Source organism: Bacillus sp. C-3-6, from assembly GCF_054509685.1.
On record NZ_CM137247.1, the window covers coordinates 2155578 to 2168028 of the forward strand.

The 12451-nt window shown below is 34.8% G+C and carries 11 protein-coding genes; 9 read left to right on the forward strand and 2 right to left on the reverse strand.

The features are described from left to right. Positions 1-51 precede the first annotated feature (51 nt). The 3 genes from ACW0JX_RS11160 to ACW0JX_RS11170 are packed head-to-tail and all read left to right on the forward strand — an operon-like array spanning position 52 to position 4550. Positions 52-291 (forward strand): DUF2584 family protein, encoded by a 240-nt coding sequence (locus ACW0JX_RS11160; RefSeq protein WP_000667344.1) that lies wholly within the window; start codon positions 52-54, stop codon positions 289-291. Positions 292-306: 15 nt separating this feature from the next. Further along, on the forward strand, positions 307-1464 hold the full coding sequence (locus ACW0JX_RS11165) for an exonuclease SbcCD subunit D (protein WP_459245667.1): 1158 nt from the start codon (positions 307-309) through the stop codon (positions 1462-1464). Further along, positions 1461-4550 (forward strand): AAA family ATPase, encoded by a 3090-nt coding sequence (locus ACW0JX_RS11170; RefSeq protein WP_459245668.1) that lies wholly within the window; start codon positions 1461-1463, stop codon positions 4548-4550. The genes ACW0JX_RS11165 and ACW0JX_RS11170 overlap by 4 nt, the downstream gene beginning before the upstream one ends. A 107-nt stretch (positions 4551-4657) precedes the next feature. Here the strand turns inward: ACW0JX_RS11170 and ACW0JX_RS11175 are convergent, their stop codons facing one another. Continuing rightward, positions 4658-4831 (reverse strand): hypothetical protein, encoded by a 174-nt coding sequence (locus ACW0JX_RS11175; protein ID WP_001141668.1) that lies wholly within the window; start codon positions 4829-4831, stop codon positions 4658-4660. Between the two features lie 331 nt (positions 4832-5162). On the opposite strand from ACW0JX_RS11175, the gene ACW0JX_RS11180 reads away from it, so the two are divergent. Continuing rightward, positions 5163-5462: an ArsR/SmtB family transcription factor gene (locus ACW0JX_RS11180; RefSeq protein WP_000214794.1), complete on the forward strand. Its 300-nt coding sequence runs from the start codon at positions 5163-5165 to the stop codon at positions 5460-5462. A 58-nt stretch (positions 5463-5520) separates the two neighbouring features. On the opposite strand, the gene ACW0JX_RS11185 is transcribed toward ACW0JX_RS11180, so the two are convergent. Beyond that, a complete protein-coding gene (locus ACW0JX_RS11185) occupies positions 5521-5706 on the reverse strand; it encodes a YkvS family protein (RefSeq protein WP_000646793.1) in 186 nt (61 codons plus the stop codon). Positions 5707-6061: 355 nt separating this feature from the next. Here ACW0JX_RS11185 and ACW0JX_RS11190 point away from each other — a divergent pair, with 355 nt between their 5' ends. The 5 genes from ACW0JX_RS11190 (at position 6062) to ACW0JX_RS11210 (ending at position 12449) form a co-directional block, all read left to right on the forward strand. After that, the gene (locus ACW0JX_RS11190; protein ID WP_095690958.1) at positions 6062-7264 is read left to right on the forward strand and encodes an L-lactate MFS transporter; all 1203 of its coding nucleotides are present in this window, start codon (positions 6062-6064) and stop codon (positions 7262-7264) included. A 628-nt stretch (positions 7265-7892) separates the two neighbouring features. Beyond that, positions 7893-8678, forward strand: coding sequence for a 2,3-dihydro-2,3-dihydroxybenzoate dehydrogenase (dhbA, locus tag ACW0JX_RS11195; RefSeq protein ID WP_001048437.1), 786 nt, complete (start codon positions 7893-7895; stop codon positions 8676-8678). 25 nt (positions 8679-8703) lie between these two features. Then, the gene (gene dhbC, locus ACW0JX_RS11200) at positions 8704-9921 is read left to right on the forward strand and encodes an isochorismate synthase DhbC (protein WP_098127558.1); all 1218 of its coding nucleotides are present in this window, start codon (positions 8704-8706) and stop codon (positions 9919-9921) included. Next, complete coding sequence (locus ACW0JX_RS11205; protein WP_098127557.1) at positions 9915-11531, forward strand: (2,3-dihydroxybenzoyl)adenylate synthase; 1617 nt, start codon at positions 9915-9917, stop codon at positions 11529-11531. Before dhbC ends, ACW0JX_RS11205 begins: the two co-directional genes overlap by 7 nt. 24 nt (positions 11532-11555) lie before the next feature. Then, positions 11556-12449 carry an isochorismatase family protein gene (locus ACW0JX_RS11210; protein ID WP_016512869.1) on the forward strand — a complete coding sequence of 298 codons (894 nt, stop codon included), beginning with the start codon at positions 11556-11558 and terminating at the stop codon, positions 12447-12449. Positions 12450-12451: the final 2 nt, after the last annotated feature.

Genomic DNA, 12451 nt, shown 5'->3' on the forward strand with positions numbered 1-12451 from the left:
AGCCACTATACTATTAAAATGTAGAGATTATAAAAAGGGGTTGTATCTATCATGAAATTTGAGATGCACACAAAAATTATTTCAAATGAAAAAGAAGTAAGATTACATATTGAAGAAAATATATTTCAATTAATATTGGATGGTTATCACTTATTTACAATTCAAGAAATATTGCCTTTATATAAATCAAATGAAGAAAGAATTGGAAGTGCAACGATATTGAAGCTAGAGTGGGAGAACGGAAAAACTACAATAAACTATCAACTCGTTTCACTAAAATCAGTAAATTAAAAGGAGTAGAAAAATATGAAGTTATTTCATACAGCGGATTGGCATTTAGGTAAGCTTGTTCATGGCGTGTATATGACTGAAGACCAAAAGATTGTATTAGATCAGTTTGTACAGGCTGTTGAAGAAGAAAAACCAGATGCTGTAATTATTGCAGGGGATTTATATGACCGAGCAATTCCACCTACAGAAGCAGTAGACTTATTAAATGATGTGCTGCAAAAAATAGTTATTGATTTACAAACACCAGTTATTGCAGTAGCTGGTAATCATGATAGTCCGGATCGTATCCATTTTGGGAGTAGTTTAATGAAAAAACAGGGATTACATATTGCAGGCCAATTTCAATTCCCGTATGAACCTGTTGTACTAAATGATGAATATGGAGAGGTTCACTTCCATCTAATACCGTATGCAGACCCAAGCATAGTTAGACACGTGTTGAAAAATGAAGACGTACGTTCTCATGATGATGCGATGCGCATTTTTATGAATGAGCTCTCTGAAACAATGGATAAAGAAGCTAGACATGTATTTGTTGGACATGCATTTGTAACTTATTCAGGAGAAGCGGAGGAGAATACAAGTGATGCAGAACGACCACTTTCAATTGGTGGTGCTGAATATGTAAATAGTCATTATTTTGATAAGTTTCATTACACAGCGCTTGGACATTTACATCAAGCGCATTTCGTACGTAATGAGACCATTCGATATTCAGGTTCACCACTTGCCTATTCAATTTCTGAAGAGAAACATAAAAAAGGTTATTACATTGTAGAACTGAATGAAACTGGTGAAGTAGCAATTGAAAAAAGGTTACTTTCACCACGTCGTAAAATGCGAACAGTAGAAGCGAAAATAGATGAATTATTACAGCACCCAGTAAGTGAAGATTACGTATTTGTAAAATTATTAGATGAAAACCCTGTCTTACAGCCAATGGAGAAAATACGATCTGTATATCCAAATGCAATGCACGTTGAAAGAGCGATGCAAAGGCGAGAACTCACAGATACAAATGAAGTAACGGTTTCAAGACATAAAATGGATGATTTATCTCTTTTAAAGGCTTTCTATAAAGAAATGAAAGGGTTAGATTTATCAGAAGAGAAAGAACGCCTATTTATAGATGTATTACAAACAGTGCAAGAACGGGAAGGTGAACGAGGATGAGACCGATTCAGCTTATTATGACAGCATTCGGGCCATATAAACAGAAAGAAGTAATCGATTTTGAAGATCTTGGAGAACATCGTATTTTCGCTATTTCTGGGAATACGGGAGCTGGAAAAACAACGATTTTTGATGCGATTTGTTATGTGTTATATGGTGAGGCTAGTGGAGAAGAACGTAGTGATACGAGCATGCTTCGAAGTCAATTTGCTGATGATGATGTTTATACAAGTGTAGAACTAACCTTTCAATTAAAAGGGAAACGCTATGAAATAAAAAGACAACTTGGACATAAAAAACAAGGGAATAAGACCATTACAGGACATGCAGTAGAATTATATGAAGTTATTGATGGAGAAAACGTTCCAGCCGTCGATCGTTTTCATGTAACAGACGTAAACAAAAAAGTGGAAGATTTAATTGGGTTAAGTAAACATCAATTTAGTCAAATTGTTATGTTACCACAAGGTGAATTCCGAAAACTATTAACATCTGAGACGGAAAACAAAGAAGAGATTTTACGTCGTATTTTTAAAACGGATCGTTATAAATTAATGCGTGAGTTACTTGATCAAAAGAGAAAACAATGGAAAGATGTTTTACAAGAAAAACAAAAAGAGAGAGAGCTCTATTTCCGTAATGTTTTTAAATTACCAATCCGTGATGGAGCATTATTAGAGACATTAGCGGCACAAGAACATGTAAATACGCATCAAGTAGTAGAAGCGTTAGAACAAGAAACAACAGTGTATAAGGCAGAGGTTGAGCAATTACAAGTACAACAAGATGTTCAAACGAAGCAATTAAAGGATGCAGAAACACGTTTTCATGCAGCAAAATCTGTAAATGAGAAATTTATAGATTTACAACAAAAGAATGAGAAATATAACACTTTACAAGAGAACCGTGCAGCAATTGAAAGGAAAGAAAAATCCTTTAAACGTGCGGAACAAGCAAAGCGCTTATTACCATTTGAACAATGGTATGAAGAAGCGATGGAAAATGAGCAAAAAGCTGAAAGTTTGTTAAAACAGATAAGCGTCAAACAAGAACAGATAATGAATAGCTTTGAACTTGCTCAGGAGAAGTATGAAGTAGTAAAGAATAAAGAAGCTGAGCGAGAAGAGGCTAAAAAACTTGTTCAAAGATTAGAAGAGTTACAAGCGATTATTGAATCATTAGCTGAAAGAAAGCTGAATTTACAAAATGCCGAAATTCAAATAGGGAAATTAAAAGAAAGTATGCAAAAGTTAGATCAACAACTAGAAGAGCATACAAACCAAAAACAGAAAATGTCTGATGAATTGCAGCAATTAGAACAAGCACTTGAGCAATATGTAGCTAAAGTAGAAGAACTAACGAATATGCGAGAAGATGCAAAAGTTTTAAAGCAAGCATATGATGTTTGGCAAGAAAAACAAAAATTCGAGCAAGAAAAAGAAGCGGCAAATAATAAAATGCAAGTGGCAGTTCGTGCATATGAAAACATGGAGCGCCGCTGGTTAAGTGAACAAGCTGGTATATTAGCTCTTCATTTACATGACGGTGAATCTTGTCCAGTATGTGGTAGTACGAATCATCCGCAAAAAGCTACAGAGCAAAGTAATGCGATCGATGAAAAAGAGTTAAACGATTTAAGAGATAAGAAGAACATTGCTGAAAAATTACATGTGCAAGTAGAGGAGAAATGGAATTTTTATCGACTACAATATGAACAAGTGATAGAAGAAGTTGTGAAGCGTGGGTATAACTCCGAAAAATTAGTTGAAACATATAGTGCACTTGTTCAAAAAGGAAAACAATTAGCTGCAGACGTTAATACGTTAAAAGCAAGTGAAGAAACACGTAAGCAGATTGCTGTGAACATGAAAAGCGTAGAAGAAAAAATAGAAGAACTTCAGAAACAAAAACGGGAAGTAGAAACAATGCAGCACCGTACAGAAATGGAGTGCATGCAACTTCGTACGTCATATGAACATGATAAACGAAATATTCCAGAAAACTTGCAAACAGTACAAGCTTGGAAAGCACAGTTTGACCAAGCTATGCACGAACTTAGGTTAATGGAGGACGAATGGAAGAAAGTGCAGGAAGCGTATCAACATTGGCAAAATGAAAATATACGTATTCAAGCAGAACAGAAAGGTGCTTCTAATCAATTTGAAAGTGCAAAATTGAAGAAAGAAGAGACTTTCGCACGCTTTATGAAAGAGCTAGAACAAAGCGGATTTACAGATCAATTCACGTATAAAGAAGCCAAATTAAGCGATGCCGAGATGGAGATGTTACAGAAAGAAATTCAAGGTTATTATTCATCTCTTGAAGTGCTTGCAAAACAAATTGAAGAGCTAAACTCAGAATTAAAAGATAAAGAGTATATGGATATTACATCTTTAGGTGAACACATAAAAGAACTAGAAATTAATCTCGATATAATTAAAGAAAAACGTCAACGTGCGCAAAATGCGGTAACATATATTTCTGATTTACATGAAAACATTAGACGTATTGACGAACAAATTCACGAGGAAGAAAAAGCCTTCCAAGAACTTGTTGATTTATATGAAGTAATGAAAGGTGATAACGAAAGTCGTATATCATTTGAACGTTACATCTTAATTGAGTATTTAGAACAAATTGTTCAAATCGCAAACGAACGACTACGTAAATTATCAAATGGACAATTTTATTTAAAACGAAGTGAACGAGTTGAAAAAAGAAACCGTCAAAGTGGATTAGGCTTAGATGTGTACGATGCATACACTGGCCAAACGCGCGATGTAAAAACATTATCCGGCGGAGAGAAATTTAACGCATCACTTTGCTTAGCGCTAGGAATGGCAGATGTCATTCAAGCATATGAAGGTGGTATTTCCATCGAAACGATGTTCATCGATGAAGGGTTCGGTTCATTAGATGAAGAATCATTAACGAAAGCAGTTGATGCCTTAATTGACCTACAAAAATCAGGCCGATTTATCGGTGTCATTTCACACGTACAAGAGCTGAAAAACGCAATGCCAGCTGTATTAGAAGTAACGAAGCAGAAGGATGGGTGTAGTCAGACTAGGTTTGTGGTGAAGTAAGCTTAGAAAATGGAGTAGGGAATCTATCGATACTTTTAGTGTCATATGTATGAATCATAAAACGTCGTCTCTTCATATTAGAGGCGACGTTTTATTTTATAAAATATCTATGAATTATCTGTAGAAGGCGGCGTATTCTCCAAACGATTATAAGCTTTAAAAGCTGAAATTGCCGATATAACCCCGCCTACTAAAAATAAAGTCGATCCTCCAACTAAGATGATACGACTGACATATGTTTCCCGTGCTTCTTCGACTTCTTCTTGTAACGCTGTAGGCATATGAATCCCCCTTTATAAAAGTTGTTTTATAAATAGTATATACAAACGCCTAAAATATGTTAAAATAACTGATGATTTTATGTAGTGGATAATTAGATGAGTAGGATGCGAGTGGCTAAATAAATCTTCATCACAAATTTATGCGAACTTCACATAGAGCACATATTAACATTGTATTATGTATATGTACCAAATAAATAAAGTGAATGTAAGTTCTGTTTTCAAAAATTTAAAATCCTTTTATTTCTATATGAAAGTTTTAATCGAGGGTTTTAAAAATTTTGGAAATAGATCTTATAAAAATGGAATTCATATAAAAGGGGAATGTCTTATGACAACATATACAAGTGAAATGAAAAAAACTTTAGTTTCAGAAGAAGATGTAGATATTTTAAAAATTATGGCGCATCCAATCCGACTGCAAATTGTAAATGAATTAAGTACAAGAAAAACTTGTAATGTAACACAATTAACAGAGTTACTGAACATCCCGCAATCTACTGTTTCACAACATTTATCAAAAATGAAGGGTAAAGTGTTACGAGCAGAGAGAAGAGGTTTAGAAATTTATTATCATATTAACAATTTAAAAGCGAGTAAGATTGTTAATGTTTTAGGGTATATAAACTAGTGAAATATTTTTATATAAAATAGCCCCTGCTGTTTAGCAGGGGCTATTTTGTGTTGTTTTATGTATTTGTATTTAAAACTTTATAGTTTTTATGATTTACAATTGTTCGATCAAATTCAAAAGTACCACCGCTTACATTTGTAATTTCAACTAAGACCGATTCAGTATAAAGTTTTAGTACAGATCCTGTAATCTTTAAATTGTTTCGTTGAAAAAGTATAGTATCCCCTACGTTTGCTTTCATAGTACCTCCTCATTAAAGACAGAAATATTTTTTTATTATATATATTAAACCACGGATAGATATATTAGTGAATATTTAGTTTTATTTATTGGAAAAAAATTTGTGATTTTATAAAAAATAAGGTGAATCGAAGTATAAAAAATTTTTCTATTGTATTTAATCAGTAGTTTTTTGTATTTCATCCTTCGTTTTTTGTAACTGATTCCATGTTTTTGACGCTCTATCTTGTAAGTGCTTACATAAATGAAAACATCTTATACAATGAAGGTGTCAAATCAAAAGAGGTGACCAAAATGAACATAAAAAAAGTAAATTTAGCGAATAGCATTGAAATAGAAAGAGGAGGCGGAAAGATATGAAAAAATCAACTGTTAATCCATGGTTTGTTGTCCTTGGCACAGTCATAGTACAAATGGGGCTTGGGACGATATATACATGGAGTTTATTCAATCAGCCTTTAGTTAGTAAATACGGTTGGAGTCTTAACGCTGTTGCGATAACTTTTTCAATTACTAGTCTTTCTTTAGCATTTTCAACTTTATTTGCGAGTAAATTGCAAGAAAAATGGGGACTTCGTAAACTTATTATGATAGCTGGATTAGCATTAGGACTAGGGTTAATACTTAGCTCACAAGCGTCCTCATTAATATTACTTTATGTACTAGCAGGAGTTGTTGTAGGTTATGCAGATGGTACAGCATATATCACTTCACTATCAAATTTAATAAAGTGGTTTCCAGAGCGTAAAGGTTTAATTGCTGGTATTTCTGTCTCTGCATATGGTTCAGGTAGCTTAATCTTTAAATACGTTAACGCAAAGTTGATTGAATCAGTTGGTGTATCGCAAGCATTTATATACTGGGGTTTAATTGTTACAACTATGATTGTAATTGGTGCTTGTTTAATCCATCAAGCTGCAGATCAAGGAGCAGTTCATGAAACAAAAACTAAGGAATACACAACGAAAGAAATGTTAGGCACAAAACAAGTATACTTATTATTTATCATGTTATTTACATCATGTATGAGTGGCTTATACTTAATTGGTATGGTAAAAGACATTGGTGTTCAACTTGTAGGGCTTAGCGCAGCAACAGCAGCTAATGCGGTGGCTATGGTTGCAATCTTTAATACATTAGGTCGTATCATTTTAGGACCGTTATCGGATAAAATCGGGCGTTTAAAAATCGTTACTGGTACTTTTGTTGTTATGGCGAGTTCAGTCTTAGTTCTAAGTTTTGTAGATTTAAATTACGGTATATACTTCGTATGTGTAGCAAGTGTAGCGTTTTGCTTTGGTGGAAATATCACTATTTTCCCAGCTATTGTTGGTGATTTCTTCGGTATGAAAAACCATAGTAAGAACTACGGAATTGTGTATCAAGGATTTGGATTTGGGGCGCTTGCAGGTTCCTTTATCGGTGCACTTCTAGGTGGATTCAGACCAACGTTCATGGTGATCGGTGTATTATGTGTCGTGTCATTCATTATCGCAATTTTAATTCAAGCACCTAAACAGAAAAAAGAACAAGAAGAAGAGTATCGCAGCGTAGCATAAGTATACAAATCTTCTATAACACTATGATTACGAAAAAGCATCCTATTCTATTAATTAGGATGCTTTTTTTATGAGTTATTTTAACAAGGTTAAATTACTTTTGTGATTTTTATAGATGTAAAAGTGAGTGGAATACCCATTTGGAATATGATAAATTGATACATCGTATTCGAAATATATATTAAATCTTAAATGGTAAAGAAGACATTCATTAGTATTTGTAAGATATATTTTCAGAAAAATATTGAGAAAATATATACTTGAGTTTTTCATAAAGCATTGTAAATGAACGTATCTCTAGTTTATCTTCTTCAATTTTAAAAAGAGGAGTTTGAATTTTATTTATAATATAAGTACATTCAATGCGTTTAGGTATGATTTTATTAAGAAGCATTAAAATACTTTATCTGAAAAATAAAAAAAGATTGACAAGTTTATTGAGAAACATTATCATTTCGGTGTAAGATAGTAAATGAAAAACATTATCAATAAAACAGATTTTAAAGTAATGCGCACTTGACCAATTAGTTTAGTAAGTGTATTATTTTTTACAACACAACTGATAATGAAAATCAATATCATTGATGTTACTTAATGAAATTAATGTTTATGTGAAAGGATAGAGAAAATGAACTTAGGGGAATTTGATGGGCAAACAGTTTTAGTAACAGGTGCAGCACAAGGTATAGGCAGTGTTGTTGCCAAAATGTTTTTAGAAAGAGGAGCCACAGTTATTGCGGTTGATCAAAATGAAGAGGGGTTAAATGTACTCTTAAATCAAAATGAATTAAATAAAACACGTATGAAAACGTTTCGTTTAGATGTGAGTAATAGCGCTGCTGTTGAAGACATGGTAAATCATATTGCAAATGAAATAGCGCCAATAGATATTTTAATAAATGTTGCAGGGGTTTTACGTATGGGACCAATTCATTCGTTAAGTGATGAAGATTGGAATAAAACATTCTCTGTAAATACTACAGGGGTTTTCAATATGTCCCGAGCGGTAAGTAAAAATATGATGTTAAGAAAATCAGGGGCAATTGTTACAGTCGGTTCAAATGCGGCAAATACGCCGAGAATGGAGATGGCTGCGTATGCTGCGTCAAAAGCTGCAACGACGATGTTTATGAAATGTTTAGGACTAGAGCTTGCGGCATACAATATACGCTGCAACTTAGTTTCTCCAGGTTCTACTGAAACTGAGATGCAAAGATTACTATGGGCTGATGAGAATGGAGCTAAAAATATAATTGCTGGTTCTCAAAATACATATAGACTCGGAATTCCATTACAAAAAATTGCACAACCTTCAGAAGTTGCTGAAGCAGTGTTATTTTTAGCCTCAGATAGAGCAAGTCATATTACAATGCACAATTTATGTGTTGATGGCGGTGCTACGTTAGGAGTTTAATAAAAATTCAGGAGGTTATTATATTATGAATGAACATATAGCTGTAAAGGAATTGTCAGAAAAACTTTTAGAAGATTATAAGACTGAATCTTCATTCTTTTTCGCTTCACCAACTCGAACTATATTAGCAGAAGGAGAGTTTACTACAGTAAAGCATCGTGAAATTGAAAATTTCCCAGAGCTTGTGCAAGCGACATTAAGTAATGCGAAACAAGCTGGAAATCCAAATCCTATCGTTGTGGGTGCTTTGCCATTTGATCGTAGAAAAGAAGTCCAACTTATCGTACCAGAATATAGTAGGATTTCTGAGCGTTTACAATTGGATACAACAAATCAGCTTGAAACAAATGAGAACGTAACATTTGAAATGACGCCAGTACCAGACCCTGAAGTTTATATGAATGGTGTGAAGCAAGGAATTAAAAAAATACAGGACGGTGATTTAAAGAAAATCGTTCTATCTAGATCGTTAGATGTTAAATCTTCGGAAAAGATTGATAAGCAAAAACTTCTGCGAGAATTAGCAGAACATAATAAGCATGGTTATACATTTGCTGTGAATTTACCGAAAGATGAAAAAGAGAACAGTAAGACGCTAATTGGAGCAAGTCCTGAATTGCTTGTTTCACGTAATGGTATGCAAGTTATTTCTAATCCGTTAGCTGGTTCAAGGCCACGTAGTGAGGACCCAGTAGAAGATAAAAGAAGGGCAGAGGAATTACTTTCTTCTCCAAAAGATTTACATGAACATGCGGTAGTAGTTGAAGCGGTTGCCGCTGCACTTGGTCCGTATTGTCATACATTACATGTTCCAGAAAAGCCATCAGTTATTCATAGTGAAGCGATGTGGCATTTGTCTACAGAAGTGAAAGGTGAACTGAAGGATCCAAATACTTCTTCTTTACAATTAGCAATTGCCCTTCATCCTACGCCAGCAGTTTGCGGAACTCCGATGGAAAAAGCAAGAGAGGCTATACAGCATATTGAGCCATTTGACCGCGAGTTCTTTACAGGAATGCTAGGATGGAGCGATTTAAATGGAGATGGAGAATGGATTGTTACAATTCGTTGTGCTGAAGTACAAGAAAATACACTGCGTTTATATGCAGGAGCTGGAGTTGTTGTTGAGTCAAAACCAGAAGATGAGTTAGCAGAAACATCAGCTAAGTTCCAAACAATGCTAAAAGCTTTAGGGTTAAGAGATAGTTCACTTAATGAAAATAGGGGGAAGAAAGAATGCTAGTAGGTTATACAGAATGGCCAAAAGAATTTGCCGATCATTATCGAGAAGAAGGATGTTGGCTTGGTGAAACATTTGGAGGAGTGTTAAGAGAGCGGGCTGAGAAATATGGAGATCGAATCGCGGTTGTAAGTGGTAAGAAGCATATAACATATAGTGAACTTGATAAAAATGCAGATCGTTTAGCAGCAGGTTTACTGAATTTAGGAATAAAGAAAGAGGACAGAGTTGTAATCCAGTTACCTAACATTATCGAGTTTTTCGAAATATGTTTTGCACTATTTCGAATTGGAGCGCTTCCTGTCTTTGCGCTACCTTCACATCGAAGCAGTGAAATTAGTTATTTTTGTGAGTTTGGTGAGGCGAGCGCTTACGTTATTTCAGATAAGGCTCTCGGTTTTGATTATCGAAAACTAGCAAGAGAAGTGAAAGAGAAAGTGCCAACTTTACAACGTGTAATTGTAGTGGGGGAAGAAGAAGAGTTTGTGAACATAAATGATCTGTATATGGATCCCGTCTCATTACCAGAAGTTCAGCCAAGTGATGTTGCATTTCTCCAATTATCAGGAGGGACAACAGGTCTTTCTAAATTAATTCCTAGAACACATGATGACTATATTTATAGTTTACGTGTAAGCGCTGAAATTTGTAATTTGAATGCAGAAAGCGTCTATATGGCAGTTCTTCCAGTAGCACACAATTACCCAATGAGTTCTCCAGGGACATTTGGAACTTTCTATGCGGGTGGAAAAGTGGTATTGGCAACTGGTGGTAGTCCAGATGAGGCATTTGCTCTTATTGAAAAAGAAAAAGTTACAATTACAGCGCTCGTTCCGCCATTAGCAATGATTTGGCTTGATGCTGCATCTTCTCGTAATACCGATTTATCGAGCCTAGAGGTTATTCAAGTAGGTGGTGCTAAGTTTAGCGCTGAGGTTGCAAGACGTATACGCCCTACATTTGGATGTACGTTACAGCAAGTATTCGGTATGGCGGAAGGATTAGTGAACTATACAAGATTAGACGATCCGGAAGAAATTATTATTCATACACAAGGTAGACCAATGTCTGCACTCGATGAAGTACGAGTTGTTGATGAAAATGACAACGATGTACAACCTGGCGAAGTAGGTAGTTTATTAACAAGAGGTCCATATACAATTCGTGGTTACTATAAAGCTGAAGAGCATAATGCACGATCATTTACAAAGGATGGATTTTATCGCACAGGTGATCTTGTAAAAGTAAATGAAAAAGGATACATCATTGTAGAAGGAAGAGATAAAGATCAAATTAACCGTGGTGGTGAGAAAGTTGCTGCGGAAGAAGTTGAAAATCATTTATTAGCACACGATGCGGTCCATGACGTAGCAATTGTATCTATGCCTGACGATTATTTAGGTGAACGCACCTGTGCTTTTGTTATAGCTCGCGAACAAGTTCCGGCAGTAAGTGAATTAAAAATGTTTTTAAGAGAACGTGGTATAGCGGCTTATAAAATTCCAGATCGAATTGAATTTATTGAATCATTCCCGCAAACAGGAGTCGGAAAAGTCAGCAAAAAAGAACTACGTAAAGTCATTGCTGAAAAACTTATTACAGTAAAACAATAATAAAAACCGGAAGGAAGTGATTAGATGGCTATCCCATCTATTTCAGTATATAAAATGCCAATTGAATCAGAACTACCAAAAAATAAAGTGAATTGGACACCAGACCCGAAACGTGCAGTACTTTTAATTCATGACATGCAAGAATACTTTCTTGATGCATATAGCGATAAAGAATCACCAAAAGTAGAACTTATTTCAAATATTAAAATGATAAGAGAAAAATGTAAACAACTTGGTATACCAGTTGTTTATACAGCGCAACCTGGTGGACAAACGTTAGAACAAAGAGGTTTATTACAAGACTTTTGGGGTGACGGTATTCCTGCTGGACCAGATAAAAAGAAAATTGTTGATGAACTTACTCCTGATGAGGATGATATATTCCTAACAAAATGGAGATATAGTGCATTTAAAAAGACAAATCTATTAGAAATTTTAAATGAACAAGGAAGAGATCAACTCATTATTTGCGGTATTTATGCGCATATTGGATGCCTTTTAACAGCTTGTGAAGCATTTATGGATGGTATAGAGCCGTTCTTTGTAGCAGATGCAGTTGCTGATTTTTCACTAGAGCATCATAAACAAGCATTGGAGTATGCATCTAATAGATGCGCAGTAACGACATCAACAAACCTACTGTTAAAAGATTTACAAAGTGTAAAAGGTGATGAGAGTGAAGGAATCACTATACAGCAAGTACATGAACTAGTTGCACAACTACTTCGTGAGTCAGTAGAGAGTATTGATATTGATGAGGACTTATTAAATAGAGGGCTTGATTCGGTCAGAATTATGAGTTTAGTAGAGAAGTGGCGTCGTGAAGGGAAAGAAATCACGTTTGCAGATTTAGCAGAACGTCCAACTGTTGCAGGTTGGTACAGCTTACTATCTTCACAAACAGCACAGGTGCTGTAACA

What these genes read in the sequence shown, in the direction of transcription:
- ACW0JX_RS11160 (WP_000667344.1), top strand. Translation starts at nt 52, where the DNA reads ATGAAATTTGAGATGCACACAAAAATTATTTCAAATGAAAAAGAAGTA.
- ACW0JX_RS11165 (WP_459245667.1), top strand. Translation starts at nt 307, where the DNA reads ATGAAGTTATTTCATACAGCGGATTGGCATTTAGGTAAGCTTGTTCAT.
- ACW0JX_RS11170 (WP_459245668.1), top strand. Translation starts at nt 1,461, where the DNA reads ATGAGACCGATTCAGCTTATTATGACAGCATTCGGGCCATATAAACAG.
- ACW0JX_RS11175 (WP_001141668.1), bottom strand. Translation starts at nt 4,831, where the DNA reads ATGCCTACAGCGTTACAAGAAGAAGTCGAAGAAGCACGGGAAACATAT.
- ACW0JX_RS11180 (WP_000214794.1), top strand. Translation starts at nt 5,163, where the DNA reads ATGACAACATATACAAGTGAAATGAAAAAAACTTTAGTTTCAGAAGAA.
- ACW0JX_RS11185 (WP_000646793.1), bottom strand. Translation starts at nt 5,706, where the DNA reads ATGAAAGCAAACGTAGGGGATACTATACTTTTTCAACGAAACAATTTA.
- ACW0JX_RS11190 (WP_095690958.1), top strand. Translation starts at nt 6,062, where the DNA reads ATGAAAAAATCAACTGTTAATCCATGGTTTGTTGTCCTTGGCACAGTC.
- dhbA (WP_001048437.1), top strand. Translation starts at nt 7,893, where the DNA reads ATGAACTTAGGGGAATTTGATGGGCAAACAGTTTTAGTAACAGGTGCA.
- dhbC (WP_098127558.1), top strand. Translation starts at nt 8,704, where the DNA reads ATGAATGAACATATAGCTGTAAAGGAATTGTCAGAAAAACTTTTAGAA.
- ACW0JX_RS11205 (WP_098127557.1), top strand. Translation starts at nt 9,915, where the DNA reads ATGCTAGTAGGTTATACAGAATGGCCAAAAGAATTTGCCGATCATTAT.
- ACW0JX_RS11210 (WP_016512869.1), top strand. Translation starts at nt 11,556, where the DNA reads ATGGCTATCCCATCTATTTCAGTATATAAAATGCCAATTGAATCAGAA.